15 protein-coding genes are annotated in these 15,738 nt (G+C 58.0%); 5 read left to right on the top strand and 10 right to left on the bottom strand.

The window, feature by feature from the left end:
- Positions 1–333: YfbK domain-containing protein (locus ACWB12_RS06310; RefSeq protein WP_479529215.1), on the top strand; the 333-nt coding region annotated here is incomplete at its 5' end.
- A 137-nt stretch (positions 334–470) separates the two neighbouring features.
- Here ACWB12_RS06310 and ACWB12_RS06305 read toward each other — a convergent pair.
- The 5 genes from ACWB12_RS06305 to ACWB12_RS06285 all read right to left on the bottom strand — a co-directional run bounded on the left by ACWB12_RS06305 (position 471) and on the right by ACWB12_RS06285 (position 5,757).
- Positions 471–953 (bottom strand): Hsp20 family protein, encoded by a 483-nt coding sequence (locus ACWB12_RS06305; RefSeq protein WP_479529214.1) that lies wholly within the window; start codon positions 951–953, stop codon positions 471–473.
- Between the two features lie 122 nt (positions 954–1,075).
- Positions 1,076–1,897: a trypsin-like serine peptidase gene (locus ACWB12_RS06300; RefSeq protein ID WP_479529213.1), complete on the bottom strand. Its 822-nt coding sequence runs from the start codon at positions 1,895–1,897 to the stop codon at positions 1,076–1,078.
- Between the two features lie 46 nt (positions 1,898–1,943).
- On the bottom strand, positions 1,944–3,239 hold the full coding sequence (gene glcF / locus ACWB12_RS06295; RefSeq protein WP_479529212.1) for a glycolate oxidase subunit GlcF: 1,296 nt from the start codon (positions 3,237–3,239) through the stop codon (positions 1,944–1,946).
- Positions 3,239–4,318 (bottom strand): FAD-binding protein, encoded by a 1,080-nt coding sequence (locus ACWB12_RS06290; RefSeq protein WP_479529216.1) that lies wholly within the window; start codon positions 4,316–4,318, stop codon positions 3,239–3,241. Before ACWB12_RS06290 ends, glcF begins: the two co-directional genes overlap by 1 nt.
- Positions 4,319–4,320: 2 nt before the next feature.
- Positions 4,321–5,757 carry an FAD-linked oxidase C-terminal domain-containing protein gene (locus ACWB12_RS06285; RefSeq protein ID WP_479529211.1) on the bottom strand — a complete coding sequence of 479 codons (1,437 nt, stop codon included), beginning with the start codon at positions 5,755–5,757 and terminating at the stop codon, positions 4,321–4,323.
- A gap of 91 nt (positions 5,758–5,848) precedes the next feature.
- On the opposite strand from ACWB12_RS06285, the gene ACWB12_RS06280 reads away from it, so the two are divergent.
- Both ACWB12_RS06280 and ACWB12_RS06275 read left to right on the top strand, forming a co-directional pair.
- Positions 5,849–6,544, top strand: a complete 696-nt coding sequence (locus ACWB12_RS06280; protein WP_479529210.1) for a DUF599 domain-containing protein — start codon at positions 5,849–5,851, stop codon at positions 6,542–6,544.
- A 74-nt stretch (positions 6,545–6,618) separates the two neighbouring features.
- Positions 6,619–6,972, top strand: coding sequence for a hypothetical protein (locus ACWB12_RS06275; protein WP_479529209.1), 354 nt, complete (start codon positions 6,619–6,621; stop codon positions 6,970–6,972).
- Positions 6,973–7,203: 231 nt separating this feature from the next.
- On the opposite strand, the gene ACWB12_RS06270 is transcribed toward ACWB12_RS06275, so the two are convergent.
- The 4 genes from ACWB12_RS06270 to ACWB12_RS06255 are packed head-to-tail and all read right to left on the bottom strand — an operon-like array spanning position 7,204 to position 13,929.
- Positions 7,204–9,279, bottom strand: coding sequence for a hypothetical protein (locus tag ACWB12_RS06270; protein ID WP_479529208.1), 2,076 nt, complete (start codon positions 9,277–9,279; stop codon positions 7,204–7,206).
- 2 nt (positions 9,280–9,281) lie between these two features.
- The gene (locus ACWB12_RS06265; protein ID WP_479529207.1) at positions 9,282–12,050 is read right to left on the bottom strand and encodes a DUF4159 domain-containing protein; all 2,769 of its coding nucleotides are present in this window, start codon (positions 12,048–12,050) and stop codon (positions 9,282–9,284) included.
- Positions 12,050–12,925 (bottom strand): DUF58 domain-containing protein, encoded by an 876-nt coding sequence (locus ACWB12_RS06260; protein ID WP_479529206.1) that lies wholly within the window; start codon positions 12,923–12,925, stop codon positions 12,050–12,052. The genes ACWB12_RS06265 and ACWB12_RS06260 overlap by 1 nt, the downstream gene beginning before the upstream one ends.
- On the bottom strand, positions 12,922–13,929 hold the full coding sequence (locus ACWB12_RS06255; RefSeq protein ID WP_479529205.1) for an AAA family ATPase: 1,008 nt from the start codon (positions 13,927–13,929) through the stop codon (positions 12,922–12,924). Before ACWB12_RS06255 ends, ACWB12_RS06260 begins: the two co-directional genes overlap by 4 nt.
- Positions 13,930–14,001: 72 nt before the next feature.
- Between ACWB12_RS06255 and ACWB12_RS06250 the strand changes: the two genes are divergently transcribed.
- Together ACWB12_RS06250 and ACWB12_RS06245 are read left to right on the top strand one after the other, a co-directional pair.
- Positions 14,002–14,565, top strand: coding sequence for a DUF1285 domain-containing protein (locus tag ACWB12_RS06250; RefSeq protein WP_479529204.1), 564 nt, complete (start codon positions 14,002–14,004; stop codon positions 14,563–14,565).
- A gap of 1 nt (position 14,566) precedes the next feature.
- On the top strand, positions 14,567–15,322 hold the full coding sequence (locus ACWB12_RS06245; RefSeq protein ID WP_479529203.1) for a hydroxypyruvate isomerase family protein: 756 nt from the start codon (positions 14,567–14,569) through the stop codon (positions 15,320–15,322).
- Positions 15,323–15,370: 48 nt separating this feature from the next.
- On the opposite strand, the gene ACWB12_RS06240 is transcribed toward ACWB12_RS06245, so the two are convergent.
- Positions 15,371–15,738 (bottom strand): DNA polymerase (locus ACWB12_RS06240; RefSeq protein WP_479529202.1); only part of this gene is annotated, 368 nt, incomplete at its 5' end.

Raw genomic sequence — 15,738 nt, 5'->3', positions numbered from 1 at the left:
AACGACGCATTGCGCTATCAACCAGCCACTGAGGCTGACAGCAACGGCGAACTCGGCTTCCTGAAGCTGCGCTATAAAACCCCGGGCGAGGATACCAGCCAACTGCTGACCACGCCGATCACATCGGGTATGGGCGAGGCCACGGATGACATCCGGTTCTCGGCTGCTATCGCCGGATATGGGCAGCTTTTGTCAGGCGGGAAATACCTGCAAGACTGGGGCTATAACGAGCTGATCACGTTGGCCAATGATACCAAGGGCGAGGATGCTTACGGCTACCGTAGCGAGGCGATCAAACTGATGCGTTTGGCCAAAAGCCTGAGTGGTGAATAATCCCATCATTATTCCATAAGTATCCGCGCCGCAGGCAAGTAACTGTTATGTCTGCGGCGTGGATATTTGGGCGAAAAGGAAACAGGGCGCGAAGCAATCAGCCTCGCGCCCTATCTCGTTCCAAATCCAATACGAAGTTAGTTAACCTTCTTGGCTTTCTTTGCCTTGCCCTCGACCACTTTCGCAGCCACCGGCGTATCCGAAGCAATCCGGATCTGGCGCGGTTTCAGCGCCTCGGGCACTTCGCGCATCAAATCAATATGCAGCATCCCGTCGGTGTGGGCCGCGCCCGTCACGCGCACATGATCCGCCAGATGAAAACGGCGTTCAAACGCGCGGGTGGCGATGCCGCGATGCAGATAGGTACGCTCGGTTTCTTCCAGCGCCTTGCGGGCAGCGATAATCAGTGTGTGTTCACGCACTTCCACTGACAGTTCATCATCAGCAAAACCGGCCACCGCAATGGTGATACGCCACGCATCCTCAGCGGTTTTCTCGATGTTGTAAGGGGGGTAGCTCTGCTTGCTTACGTCATTGGTAAACACGCGGTCCATCATATCGGCGATTTGGTCAAAGCCAACAGTGGCGCGGTATAGCGGTGCTAGGTCAAAATTTCTCATCTCGTTCATCCTTATATAAGCGACAAATGTTTTACGCCTTCCATTATGGACAGGCATCGGTTGTTGCCAAACCCGCTAGGCGGCGTCTGGTAAGGATTAGATGGGGATGAATTTGAGGTTATTCAAGGACGCAGGAATTTTGCACCTATGCGGCTGATCCCGCCTTGCGTTCCCAAACGACGTGTTACAGGTATTGGGCGCAAAAACGAGCCTTCAGTTGCTTTTAGCTCTGCCAAAATTGTCGACAGCGGTTCTTCCAGCGACATGCCCAACGATACTTTGCGCCCGTTCACATTGGCCATCGCCGAAACCACCGACACGATCCGCGGCACACCATCAGCATTCATCAAAAACACCGGTGCACCGGATGATCCGAAATCAACGTCACATGACATGATCAAGGTTCCAGATTGGCGGGCCAACACACGGCAGCTTTCCTGAATTGAGGGCGATTCAGCGCGGTCACGCGCATAAGATACAATCCCGATATCAGCGCCCTTGCGGGGCCGCGCATCGGTTTGAAACGGTGTGATCGAGGATTTATTGATCGGCCGCGTCAGTTGAAGAACCGCAAGATCATTGCGCACACGGATGTTGTCAGAATCGGCTGCGAACACATAATCGGGGTGCACAACCGCACGTTTCACATTGGCATAGGCGCTTGCACGCCCACCACGCCAGCCTGCCAGAAACTCGATCTTGGTCGCGTCCACCAGTTGCCCGCTGGCCTTGTCATACATGCAGTGCGCAGCCGTCAACACCAGATCAGGGGCTATCAGCGCCCCAGTGCACATGCTTTTGCCCGCGATATTCAGCCGTCCCACAGCCTCCCAACCACGGCTGTCATCACCAGTCAGCAATGTGCGGAGCGGGCTGGGCTCCTCTGCAAATCCTGCAGATGCAAAGCTGGTCAAAAAGACCAGTATACTGAAAAATTGACGCATGTTTCCTCCACCGTTTTAACATTCGTAACGGCGGGATGCGGCAGGATTAAGGCTGATTTTCGACAATTTCGCGTGGTTTTGGCCCACCTGTTGCCCAATCCAGTAGTTCGACCGTATGCACAACTGGCACCTCGGTTCCTCCGCCAATCTGGATCATACAGCCGATGTTCCCTGCCGAAATCACGTCTGGCGCGTCGACCTCAAGCGTCTGGACCTTGCGTGTCTTCAACTGCTCTGAAATCACGGGCTGCATCAGGTTATAGGTGCCCGCTGATCCACAACATAGATGACTATCCGCAGGTTCAACCACCTCGAACCCTGCCCGTTTTAGCAGGGTTTTGGGGTGGGTTTTGATTTGCTGGCCATGTTGCAGAGAACAGGCCGCGTGATAGGCCACGCGTATCCCTTTTTGCGCCCCTTCAGGCATATCCAACTGCATCAACAGCTCTGAAATATCCATCGCCATGTCCGAAACCGTGGCCGCATCCGCCGCCAGCGGATCATTGCGGAACATATGCCCGTAATCCTTCACCGTCGTGCCACAGCCCGAGGTGTTGATCACCACGCCGTCCAGCCCCTCGCCACGCGCCTCATTCATCCATGCATTGATGTTGGCCGCTGCCGAAGCATGCGCCTGTTTCTCCTTACCCATATGATGGGTCAACGCCCCGCAACACCCCATGCCCTGCGCAATCACCACCTCGCAGCCAAGGCGACGCAGAAGCCGTATGGTGGCGTCATTAATATCGGTGTTCAGCGCCTTTTGCGCACACCCCGTCAGCAGAGCCACCCGTTTGATGCGCTTGCCTTTGGCGGGAAACACTTGCGGGTCATCATTGCGGCTGATCGACGGAATGCGTTTCGGCGCCATCTTCAGCATCGCTTTCAGACGCGCATCCGGCATCAAAAAAGCAAAGGGGCGTCCGATTTTAGCACCTAACAAGGCCAGCCGGAACCGCTTAGGGTAGGGAATGACCTGCGCCAGAACCCAGCGCAACATCCGGTCCATCAACGGGCGCTTGTAGGTTTGTTCGATATAAGCGCGGGCGTGATCCACCAGATGCATGTAATGCACACCGGACGGACAGGTCGTCATGCAGGCCAGACAGGATAGGCATCTGTCCACATGCTCCACCGTCTTCTTATCCGCTGGCCGCCCCGTTTCCAGCATATCCTTAATCAGATAAATCCGCCCACGCGGGCTGTCCAATTCGTCACCCAGAATTTGATAGGTCGGGCAGGTCGCAGTGCAAAACCCGCAATGCACACAGGCCCGCAGAATTTCATTGGCGCGCTCGATGTTGGGGTCTTGCAACTGTTCGGGGGTGAAATTTGTTTGCATCAGCCCATCAACCCCGCATTCAAAATACCGCGTGGGTCAAACTGCGCCCGTAATCCGGCGCTGATGGCAGCAAGCGGCGCGGGTTCTGCTTGGAACCGCGCAAATCCTGTTCCCCGTACCAATGTTGCATGCCCGCGCACATCTCCCATTTTCGCCCGCACATCTGCCCCTTGCGGCGTCAAGGCCCATATCAATCCGCCGCCCCAATCCAGCAGCACGTCTTTCGCACCCAAATTGGCCAGCAATTCTGGCGCATCCGACGGTTTGATCGAAATGCGCCACACATCCCCCCCCACCCCGTGGAATGGCGCAACATCACGCACCTCTTGCCAGATTTTCGCAGAATCTTGCAGGATTTCAGCCTCGCCAAACGTGGCCAACAAGCCTTGTAACCGGTCGGCACGGTAAGCGACCGAGGCCGCGAACCCTTCGATGCGTAGCATGGTGCGCGCGCCGTCATGGGCCGCGCCCGACACCTCGAATGGCGATCCAAGCGCCGCCGCCATCGCCGCTACAGCCCTAACGTCCGTTAACCCGTGCAACACCACCGTCGCGCTGGTCTCCACATCCGGCAGCACCTTGAATGCGACTTCACTGACCACCCCCAGCGTACCGTGTGCGCCCGCCATCAGCTTGACCAGATCATAGCCGGTGACGTTCTTCATCACCCGCCCGCCGTTTTTCAAAACCTCGCCGCGCCCGTCTACAAAGCGCACCCCGATCAGGCTGTCACGGCACGCCCCCGCCTGCACGCGCCGCGGGCCGGAAATATTCGCCGCCACAACTCCACCAATCGTCGCCTCTCCCGAAGTACCCAACAATCCGCGATGGTCCATCGGCTCGAATGGTAATCGCTGCCCTTGCGCCTTCAACGCCGCCTCAATATCCGCCAACGGCGTGCCCGACGCCGCCACAATGGTCAACGCGCCCGGATCATACAGGCTGATGCCGCTTAACTCCGCCGTCGACAGCGCATCGCCATCACACAGCACACCACGCGTTCTGTTCCCGACAATACGCAACGGCCCCATGGCCGCGGCAATCGCCTCGCTCAACTGTTGTTCATCGCTTGGTTTCAGGGTCATTGACTGGCCCGCCGTTCAGCCGTCACATCCAGCGGAAACACCTTGGCCGGATTCAGCAACCATTTCGGATCAAACACATCTTTGACGCGTAACTGCGCCTCAAGGTCAGCCACCGTGAACTGATCATACATCAGATCGCGTTTCTCGATGCCAACGCCATGTTCACCCGTCAAACAGCCGCCAACCTCGACGCACAAACGCAGCACATCCGCGCCAAAGGTCTCGCATTTTTCAAGGTCGCCTTCTTTGTTGGCATCATACAGGATCAGCGGATGCATATTGCCGTCCCCAGCGTGAAACACATTACCCACGCCAAGCCCATATTCCTTACTCATCTCGCCAATACGCTTTAGCACATAGGGGAGTTCGGACACAGGAATGGTGCCGTCCAGACACATGTAATCATTGATTTGCCCCATCGCGCCAAAGGCCGATTTGCGGCCCAGCCAGATTTTAGCACTCTCTTCTTCGGATTTACTCTCGCGCAGTTCCACCGGATTGTGACGACGGGCAATGTCGGTAATTACCGCCAGTTGCGCATCAATCTCAGCGTCCGATCCTTCGACCTCGACAATCAACAACGCCTCACAATCGGGATATCCCGGATGCGCGAATGCTTCGGTTGCCTCGATGCAAGGACGATCCATAAATTCAATCGCCACCGGCAGCACGCCCGCTTTGATGATGTCAGACACACACTCGCCAGCCACCTCGTTGCTATCAAACCCGATCAACACAGGCCGCGCCCCTTCGGGTTTGGGCAATATCTTCAAGGTGGCCTCGGCCACCACACCCAACTGCCCTTCCGAACCACAAATCAGGCCCAGTAAATCCAGCCCACCAGCGTCCAGATGCGCCCCTCCAATCTCGACCACCGTGCCATCCATCAGCACCATCACCACACCCAACAGGTTGTTGGTGGTCACCCCGTACTTCAAACAATGCGCCCCGCCTGAATTCATCGCGATATTGCCGGCGATGGCGCAGGCCAACTGGCTGGAGGGGTCGGGCGCGTAGAAAAAACCCTCCTCCTCGACCGCCCCTGTCACCGACAGGTTCGTGCGCCCCGATTGCACGCGGATTATGCGGTTATCGTAATCGGTCTCCAACACGTCGCTCATTTTGGACACACCCAGAATCACACTGTCCGCCGTGGGCAACGCCCCGCCCGCCAGTGATGTGCCCGACCCGCGCGGCACCACCGGAATGCCCATGTCATGGCAAATCTTCAATACCGCCGAAACTTCATCGGTATTGGCTGGTAAAACCGCACACAACGGCGGGCAGCGATAGGCGCTAAGAGCGTCACACTCATAGGCCTTTGTCTCGGCCTCATCCGAAATTACCGCACCCTTTGGCAACACCGATTGCAACCGCGCCACGATCTGCGCTTTCTTTGCTAGTATTTCAGCATCTGGGATAGGCATTTCCATCGGGGCGACTCCTGACTTCATGAATTGGTAAGAAAATATAACCAATTTACGGGGCTGGCAAGTTAAATCCCAACCCGATAAGATGACAAACATGGAACTCCTTGATCGCCTACAGTTTTTCGGTCCACTTGATGTCGCCGCCATCACATTACTGGCCACCGCATGGGTGGGAATCGGCTGGACCATTGAACGCACGGGCGGCAAACACCCATCGGTCTCAGTGCTGATGGCGGGCTATAGGCGTGACTGGATGACCCAGTTCGTCACCCGAGAACCGCGTATTTTTGATGCCAATATTCTGTCCAACCTACGCCAAAGCACAACCTTTTTCGCCTCGACCAGCATGATTGGCATTGGCGGCGGATTGGCATTGATCGGCAATAAGGACCAATTGCTAGGCATCGCCCAAGACCTGTCGCTTGAAAATGCCCCCGCCGTGGTGTGGGAAGTTAAAATCCTTGTGGTGATCCTGTTCTTAGCCAACGGTTTCCTGAAATTCGTCTGGTCGCACCGGTTGTTTGGCTATTGCGCTGTTATGCTCGCGTCGGTGCCAAATGACGCCAAGGACCCCGCCTGCATTCCTCGTGCCGCCAATGCCGCCGAAATCAACATCACTGCCGCACGCAGCTTTAACCGAGGCCTGCGCTCGGTCTATTTTGCACTGGGGGCACTGGCGTGGTTGCTCGGTGCAATCCCGTTGTTGATGGCAACAGCCCTCACTGTTCTAATCCTGTGGCGACGCGAATTTGCCTCGCATTCGCGCAGTGTTTTGTTGCAGGATAACTAGGAAATGCTCACATCATCGTGACGGGACAATTGCCAGTCACCCTGACATGGTGCCGCTATATCAAGGAGCCCGATATGAAAACCCTCGCCCTCGCCTTATTGCTGATGCCCTTGCCCGCATGGGCGGATGACCCAACCATCGAAGGGGTTAACGCTCAGCAATCCGGCAACGACTGGACCTTTTCCGTCACCCTGTCACACCCCGACAGCGGCTGGGATCATTACGCAGACGGTTGGGAAGTGCTGGATGCGGATGGCAACAGCCTCGGCCATCGCACGCTGGTCCATCCGCATGTGAATGAACAGCCGTTCACCCGTTCATTGGGCGGCATCGCCATTCCCGAAGGCACAAAAACCGTTTATATCCGCGCCCATTGTCTGGTCGATGGTTGGGGGGCGCAGATGTTTGAGTTGGCGCTGGGCGATTAGAACCAAAGTAGCCGTCTGAATGCATGGGGAAATGGGTGATTCAATAGCAGCATTGAAATTGGTATATTCCCATTATACCAATATGTTACGCTTGTAATAATAGAACGCCAGATTACTCAGAAAATCTCTCTCAGGCATCTCGTTTACCGTCTTTGGATACGTTGAGTTAAGCCTATCAATATTGTATTTTCTGGCGCGATTGGACTTGTGCCCAATGCATGGCCGAACTGATTACCTACGCCCCTCACGCAACCACGCGCCGACCGAAAGCAGCGCCGCCAGCAACAGCGTCAGCCACGCGGGCAACAGCGGTGTAATCGTCACATCCGCCGTCAAATACGCCGCGCGGGGGGTCAGGCCCAGCCATCCACGCCCTGCCGCAGGGCGCCCCGCCCGCACGTTGCGCACGCTTGGCATTCCGTCCTCAAGCGCAAACACACCGCCGCGCATCACCTCCACCACCGGCAGCAGTTTTTCGCCGGTGGCGATGGTTTCCTCAAACTCGCGCGGGGCGGATGGACCCAGCGCAATCACCGCATCCTGCTCCCCATCACTCAACCGATACAGCCCGATTTCCGGCCCGGCAAACACGGCCTCGTACCGCCCGGGTGAAACCTGTTTTAACGGCACCACCAGCACCGTGCCATCCGGTGCTGTCACCTCGACATCGCCAACCTTTTCGCCCAGGGTCCGGCGAATGATCGTCATGCTTTGGCCCACCGCTTCAGCCCACAGTGCCTCTTCTTCCAGATCGGGTTCTTTCATCATCCAGTGCGCCAGACGGCGCAGCAGTTCCAGCTGCGGCCCACCGCCTTCAAACCCGCGATCCCATAACCAAGATTGATCCGACGCCAGCAACGCCACGCGCCCCTCGCCAACCCGGTCCAACACCAGCAGCGGGCGGCCATTAACACCCGTCATCACCGTGTTGCCCGATATTTCCTCGACCTCGATCAGGCGCATCCAGCGGCCCCATCCAGGCCCCTCTTCACCCTCGGGCACATTGGGTGCAAAAGCTTCCAGGCCTTCTGTTACCGGATGGCGCTGGCCAACCTCGGACAGCAACGGCTTGAAGCCTTCTTCAAACACCCTTGCGGTGGGTCTGGCAGGCAAAATATCGGCCAGCGCCGAATGATAGATGCTATCAGCCGAGGCAAAATCAGGCCCCGCCGCCACCATCAAAGCACCACCTTTTTCAACGTAATTACGCACCGAATCCAGATAGATACCGGGCAAAATACCGCGCCGCTTATAGCGGTCAAAAATAATCAGATCAAACTCCTCGATCTTCTCGATGAACAACTCGCGCACAGGGAATGCGATCAATGACAATTCCGAAACCGGCACCCCGTCCTGTTTCTCGGGCGGGCGCAGAATGGTGAAATGCACCAGATCAACCGAACTGTCGGATTTCAGCAAATTGCGCCAAGTCCGCTCGCCCGGATGCGGCTCGCCCGACACCAGCAGCACCCGCAAACGGTCGCGCACCCCGTTGATCTGCACCACCGCCACGTTGTTACGATTGGTCAACTCGCCGTCGCCTTCGGGCACGGTAAACTGGATCACATTCATCCCGCCGTGGGTCAGCGTCACAGGCAGTTCCAGATCCTGCCCGACTGGCACGTTAAAGCTCTGTGCCGGTTCCCCATCAACCGAAATCAGCAACTCTGACAGGCGCCCGACAGCAGCTGGAACCGCACCCTGATCATCAATACGCAGGGTCAGTATCACCTCTTCGTCCAGAATGGCAAAACCAGGCGCATTTTTCACGCTTAAACGGCGGTCCCAATCAGTTTCGCGCCCCGTCAGCAGTGTGTGCACGGGGGCCGCAATCAGCGGCGCAAGATCAACGTCATGCACTTGGCCATCCGTCAGCAACAACACCCCCGCAATGCGCGATTGCGGAATGTCGGCCAGTGCTTCGGCCACGGCCGCCATCAGCAATGTGCCGCCATCGCCGTCTGCATCCGCCACGGTCGCCACACGCAATTCGGTGTTGGGGCGTGCGGTTATACGGGCGGTTATATCGGCCACGGCATCGGCGGACTGGTCCGCACGATCACTGATCTTCTGGCTCGCACTTTCGTCCACCACCAACAACACAATGTCCGATAACACCTCGCGGTCCTCTTGTTGCAACGACGGGTTCGCCAATGCCGCCAACAGCACCACCGCTGCCAATCCGCGCAAGACCCATCCCGCCAATCCGCGCCAGATGGCAAAGCCGATAAAGGCCAGCACGACAACTGCTAAAACCGCCAATACTGGCCACGGGATGATCGGCGAGAACAGGATTGATCCGCTCATATTCATTGGCCCAGCCGATCCAGCAGGGCAGGCACATGCACCTGATCCGACTTATAGTTTCCAGTCAGAACATACATCATCAGGTTCACCCCGAACCGGTACGCAATCTCGCGCTGGCGCTCGCCGGTATAGCCGCGCCCGACCTGAAACATGTAGTTGCCCGTGTTGTCCACCGCCCACGCCGCCGCCCAGTCATTGCCGCCGATCACCACCGGCGTCACCCCGTCATTCAGGTTACGAAACGGCATGCCCTCGGCGCGTTCCGCATCCGCAGGGGCCGCCTCGACCCACACCGCGCGGCCAACGTGTCGGCCAGGAAAATCCTGTAGCAGGTAAAAACTGCGGGTCAGAACATGGTCCTCGGGGATCGGTTCCAACGGTGGAATGTCCAGCCCCAGTGCCAGTTGTTGCAACTTGCGGCCCGCAGGTGTGGTACCTGTGCCAAATCCAGCGATGTCACCGTCGCGGGTGTCAAACAGGATCATCCCGCCACCGCGTAGATACCGGTTCAGTTTCGCGTATGCTTCGCTTGACGGCAACGGCTGGCTGGCGACAACGGGCCAGTAAAGGAATGGGAAGAACGCCAATTCGTCGCGTTCCAGATCAATCGCGATCGGGTTGGCAGGTTCAATCGAGGTGCGCTGGAACAACACATCCGACAGGCCCATCAGCCCCGCATTCGCAACGTCATCAACACGTTTGTCACCAGTGACTACGTGGGCCAAAACCACCTCGGCTGTGGCATTGATGGCAAAATCGTCAGACTGCGCCTGCACCCTATCTGCCATCGTGATCATGCCCAGTGCCAACAGCGCTGCAACGCCCGAACTGCGCGGCCCCGTTAGGCGGCCCGACAGCATCAGCGACGCCAGAATATCCAGCATCAACAGCCCCAATGCAGCGGTCAAAAATGCGCCCTTCAACAGGGTTTCACGCGCCGTTGTCAGGCCTTCGACAGTAATCCTCGCAGGCCACGTAGCCGCCTCCAGCACCGTCTCCGCCCCAACCGCATTCACCGCCACGCGCCGCGCCTCATTCTCGTAAACACCGGGTGGCATGTCTTTACCAACCACACCCGCCGCTAAATTCTCGCCCGCAACACCGGCCATCGCACCCGCGTCCGCCAATTGCCCGAACGCATCCAGCACCCTAACCGGTGCCCATGTGGTTCCGGCCAAATCCTCGTCACTCAACGCGCCTTGGTGCGACAACACAGCCAACCGCTCCAGCATCTGCACAAACAGCCCCGACAATGGCAGACTGGACCATTGCGCATTGGCCGTGACATGGAACAGCACCACCTGCCCCTCGCCCATTGTCTTGCGCGTCACCAGCGGCGTGCCATCGGCTAATGATGCAATCACGCGGCTCGCCAGTTTCGGATCGGGTTGCGCCAGCACTTGCGAGGTCACCGTCACATCGGCAGGAATATCCAGCCCGAAAAACGGCGATGTCTCAGGGAACGGTTGCAGCGCCTTTGGCTGCCCCCAACTCATCGCGCCGCCCACCGTGCGCCCGCCAGCCCGCAACCGCACCGGCATCAACGCGTCCTCTACACTGCGGCTAAGATCGCTCGCTGCCATCCGGATGCCGGCAAATCGCACCAGCAATCCACCGGCCTCGACCCATTCGATCAACCCCGCCGTCTGCCCCTCGGTCAGCTTGGCAACATCGGCCAGCACAATCACATCGGGGTTGGCAGGCAACACATCCTCAAGCCCGCCCTTGATCAAGTCTGCCGTCGGCTCCAACGCTTGGTTCAGGTAATGCAATGGCAACAAAAGTTGTAGCCCCTCACGCGCATCATGCGGCGCGATCAGCGCCACTTCGCGCCGCCGCAACCCGTCATCGGCCAGCGTCACAGCCCCCGCCGAATTCACCCCCTGCACGGTGAACCGTGAAATCCGGTTGCGTAGCTCCGGCGGCAGGCTCAGCGCCACGTCGCCCGTGTCCGCATCCGCCTCGAACGCCAGATCAATCCGCGCCAGTTCACGTTCAATACCCGCAGGGTCTAGTCCGATTGCGGCGATGGTCAACGTTGCATCCGCCGCCGTGTCACTGCGCACCGCTGTGATCTGCAACGCGCCATCCTTGATTGTGGTAGGCCGCAAACCCACCACCGCACGCGGGGTCTGCATCACCGTCACCGGCCCCTTAGCTTCGAACGCCTCCAGCAGCACTTCGCGCCCCTCGCGGGCCAATCCGTCCGAAAACCAATAGGTTTCAAACCCATCGTCGCCAAACGCGTCCACCCATTCGCCCATATCCTCGCGCGTCGGCTCCCACGCTTGCGGTGTCATCCCCGCCAAACGGGTCTGCCACACATCGGCTGACAAAAATTGCATCTCACCCGTTGGTAAATCGGTTAAAACCGCCACCGAAACCACACGCCCCGCACGGGATGCTTCCTCAAGCAGCCCCGCAATCCTAATCTGGCGCTTGCCCCAATCCTGCGCATCAGCCCATGTGCCATCCGCCACAATCAGCAATGGACCACTGCCCATATTATCGTCCTTTGGGTTCAAAACAGGCCCTGCAAACCCGATAATGACAGCCGCAATCGCCAACATCCGCAACAGCATCAACCACCACGGCGTTTTGTCGGCGTGCACCTCGTCATCGGTCAGCCCCAATAGCAACGCCACCCCGGGAAACCGCCGTTTGATTGGGGCCGGTGGCACCGCCTGCAGTAAAATCCACAGGATCGGCAAAGCAATCAGCCCCAGCAACAGCCAAGGTGCGGTAAATCCTATCGGGCCCAACATAAACATCAGTGCCGCCGCTCCAACGCATGATAAAGCCACGTCAACGCCACCCGTGGCGCGTCATTTGTATGGTGGCAGGAATATTGCCAGCCGGTTGTATGGGCCAGATCGGCCAATGCCGCCTTGCGTTCAGCCAACCGTTGCAAATACCGATCACGCAAATCGCCCGCTTTCAGGGTCTCATGGCGCATACTGCCCGCCATGCTTTCAAATATCGTGCGCCCGTCAAAGGGAAACACCTCTTCTTGTGGGTCCAGAACCTGTAACAACGCTCCCTTAACACCGCGATCCGCCGCATCTGTCAGCGCGTCTTTTACACCCTCGAAATTCCCCATAAAATCCGATACAAACACCGCCCGCGTGTTGGGCCGCATTCCGTGTGTTTCAGGCGCGCCAAAATCCGCCGCATCCGTCAGCGTCGATAATTCCTGCACCATGCGCAACAGTTGCCCCTGCCCCGTACGGGGTGGATTGGCGCTGCTGGTCAAACCGACCCGCTCGCCGCCGCGCACCAGCAACACCGATACAGCCATCGCCAGCACCCGCGCCCGCTCGCCCTTGGTGGTCAGGTCTTTGGCCGATGAAAACGCCATTGATGCGGCTTCATCGACCCATAACATCACCGATTGCGCCGCCTGCCATTCCTTTTGCCGGATGAAATGCACATCGGACCGCGCTGAACGGCGCCAGTCAATCTGGCGCGCCTCGTCCCCGTCTACCGCCACGCGGTATTGCCAGAACTCATCCCCCATACCGGAATGTCGCCGCCCGTGCTCACCCAACAATACCATCGCTGCCAGCCGCTCAGCATCCGCCAGCAACGGCGGCAAAGCCCCCGCCAGTTCGGCCGATTTACGTCTAAGGGCAGCAGGTGTTGTCACGCGGCAGCCTCGTTTCTGGCCACCTGCGCCGTAACGGAATCAATCAAAGCGCTCAGCGTTTCACCCCGTGCCTTGGCGGCAAACGACAGCGCCATCCGGTGCATCAAAACCGGCCGCGCCATATCGGCCACATCATCCAATGTCGGTGCTAGTCGCCCATCCAGCAACGCAGCAGCTCGCACCGTCAACATCAGCGCTTGTGCCGCCCGCGGCCCCGGCCCCCACGATACATTCGCGCGCACAGCATCAGTGGCCAGCTCATCCTCGGGCCGACAGGCGCGCACCAGATCAAGGATCATATCCAGCACCGCATCTCCCACCGGCATCCGGCGCAGCAACGTTTGCGCATCCAGCAATTCCTGCGCGGTGAACACTTGACTCACTTCGCCCTCGTTAATGCCCGTCGTGGCCAGAATAATCTCTTTTTCCGTATCACGATCCGGATAGTTCACATCAATCTGCACTAAAAACCGGTCCAATTGCGCCTCGGGCAACGGATAGGTGCCCTCCTGCTCAATCGGATTTTGCGTCGCTAGAACGTGAAACGGCACACCCAATTCACGCTCTTTGCCCGCAATGCTCACTTGTTTCTCCTGCATCGCCTGCAACAGCGCTGACTGTGTCCGTGGCGATGCGCGGTTAATCTCGTCCGCCAGCAACAGCTGACAGAAAATTGGCCCCTCGATAAATCGAAACGCCCGCTTACCATCCTTGCCCTCGTCCAGCACTTCTGATCCCAAAATATCGGCGGGCATCAGATCCGGCGTGAACTGTATCCGCGCCCCGTCCAGCCCCATCACAGTCGACAGCGATTCAACCAGCCGCGTCTTACCCAGCCCCGGCAGACCGATCAACAGACCATGCCCGCCACACAACAAAGCGCTTAACGTCAGGTCCACAACACGGCCCTGCCCGATAAACCGGTGCGAAATGGACGCCTTGGCTTTGGCTAGTTTAGCGCCCAGCGCCTCGATATCAGCAACCAGATTTTCAGCTTTACCCATGACAACTCTCCCTTAACGCGGTTATGACAGTATTTAACGGGCAAATTGCATGGGATTCAAACGGCAAACGCTATGAATGATGAAAAGATTGTGAAGCCGTCGGCAGAAAGCCTCGCATCTGCAGCGCAAAAGGCGTCAAAGGGCGGTTTGCCGCCGGTGCATCTGTGGAATCCCGCGTTTTGCGGTGATCTGGATATGCGGATTGCGCGGGACGGAACGTGGTTTTATCTGGGCACCCCGATTGGGCGGCCCGAACTGGTGCGCCTGTTTTCCACGATTCTGCGCAGCGATGGCGATGATTACTTCCTAGTCACCCCCGTAGAAAAGGTCGGAATCACGGTGGATGACGCCCCCTTTGTGGCGGTGGATTTCGAGGTGGAGGACGAAAACCTGATCTTTGAAACCAATGTCGGCGATTATGTTACGGCGAATGCCGATCACCCGATCCGCGTGACGCGCGACCCCGAAACTGGCGAGCCATCACCATACGTGCTGGTCCGCGCCAACCTTGAAGCGCTGATAGACCGCAAAAGTTTTTACCGCCTTGTCGATATCGGCGCACACCATGACGGCTGGTTCGGCCTATGGTCCAGCGGCACCTTTTTCCCGATTATCCCCAGTAACGAGCTGTCCTAAAATGCCCACATTCTGCGCCAACCTGACGATGATGTTCACTGAACATGCCTGTATTGACCGTTTTGGTGCGGCCAAGGACGCAGGTTTTGACGTGGTGGAAATCTTGTTCCCTTATGATCACCCCGCGCAGGAAATGCGCTCGGCCTTGCTCCGCCACGATCTCAAACTGGCGCTGATCAATACCCCGCCGCCAAACTGGGCCGGCGGCGACCGTGGCTATGCCGCCACCCCGAACGGTGGGGCGCGGTTTCAATATGATTTCAAACGCACCATGCGTTACGCTCAATTGCTAAAACCCACCCACATCCACATCATGGCCGGTCGCGCCAAAGGGGCCGTTGCCCGTGCAACCTTCATCAAAAACCTGAAATGGGCCGCGGCACACGCCCCGAAACAAAGCCTGACAATCGAGCCGATCAACCAGACCGATATCCCCGGTTATTTCCTGCATGATTTTGACCAAGCCGCCGAGATTCTGGACGCCGTCGCCGCTCCCAATCTAGGCCTGCAATTTGACGCCTACCACGCCCATATGATCACCGGCGATCTGCCCGCCACATGGGAGAAACACGGCAGGCGCGCAGTGCATATCCAGATCGCAGGTGCCGAAGAACGCCACGAACCCATCGGCGGCGACATTGATTACCCAGCCTTTTTCAAACAACTTGATGAGGATGGCTACAAAGGCGTGGTCAGCGGCGAATACCACCCGAAAAACCACACTCTGGACGGATTGGGCTGGATTAACCCCTCGTAAATTTTTCGCTTCGTCTTGCTTGAAATACCTGCGCCGCAGGCAAGAAAACTAATGCGCCTCGGCCCAGTTTGCCCCTTGGCCTGCATCCACAATCAACGGCACATCCAGTTTGACGGCGGGCATTGCCGCGCCTTCCATCACGTCGCGCACCACTTTGGTCACTGCATCAACCGCACCTTCTTCAACCTCAAAGATCAGTTCATCGTGGACCTGCAACAGCATCTTGGCGGGCAAACCATCAATCGCCGCTGGCATCCGGATCATCGCGCGCCGGATAATATCCGCCGCAGTGCCCTGAATAGGCGCATTAATCGCGGCGCGTTTGGCGAACCCTGCACGCGGGCCTTTAGACCCCATTTCAGGCGTGTGAATTTTGCGGCCAAACAGGGTCTGCACATATTTATGTTCCTTGGCGA

The organism is Profundibacter sp. (assembly GCF_056498605.1).
This window is presented reverse-complemented; position numbering and strand designations above follow the sequence as displayed.

What these genes read in the sequence shown, in the direction of transcription:
- ACWB12_RS06245 (WP_479529203.1), top strand. Translation starts at nt 14,567, where the DNA reads ATGCCCACATTCTGCGCCAACCTGACGATGATGTTCACTGAACATGCC.
- ACWB12_RS06270 (WP_479529208.1), bottom strand. Translation starts at nt 9,279, where the DNA reads ATGAGCGGATCAATCCTGTTCTCGCCGATCATCCCGTGGCCAGTATTG.
- ACWB12_RS06305 (WP_479529214.1), bottom strand. Translation starts at nt 953, where the DNA reads ATGAGAAATTTTGACCTAGCACCGCTATACCGCGCCACTGTTGGCTTT.
- ACWB12_RS06255 (WP_479529205.1), bottom strand. Translation starts at nt 13,929, where the DNA reads ATGGGTAAAGCTGAAAATCTGGTTGCTGATATCGAGGCGCTGGGCGCT.
- ACWB12_RS06300 (WP_479529213.1), bottom strand. Translation starts at nt 1,897, where the DNA reads ATGCGTCAATTTTTCAGTATACTGGTCTTTTTGACCAGCTTTGCATCT.
- ACWB12_RS06280 (WP_479529210.1), top strand. Translation starts at nt 5,849, where the DNA reads ATGGAACTCCTTGATCGCCTACAGTTTTTCGGTCCACTTGATGTCGCC.
- ACWB12_RS06285 (WP_479529211.1), bottom strand. Translation starts at nt 5,757, where the DNA reads ATGGAAATGCCTATCCCAGATGCTGAAATACTAGCAAAGAAAGCGCAG.
- ACWB12_RS06250 (WP_479529204.1), top strand. Translation starts at nt 14,002, where the DNA reads ATGAATGATGAAAAGATTGTGAAGCCGTCGGCAGAAAGCCTCGCATCT.
- glcF (WP_479529212.1), bottom strand. Translation starts at nt 3,239, where the DNA reads ATGCAAACAAATTTCACCCCCGAACAGTTGCAAGACCCCAACATCGAG.
- ACWB12_RS06265 (WP_479529207.1), bottom strand. Translation starts at nt 12,050, where the DNA reads ATGTTTATGTTGGGCCCGATAGGATTTACCGCACCTTGGCTGTTGCTG.
- ACWB12_RS06275 (WP_479529209.1), top strand. Translation starts at nt 6,619, where the DNA reads ATGAAAACCCTCGCCCTCGCCTTATTGCTGATGCCCTTGCCCGCATGG.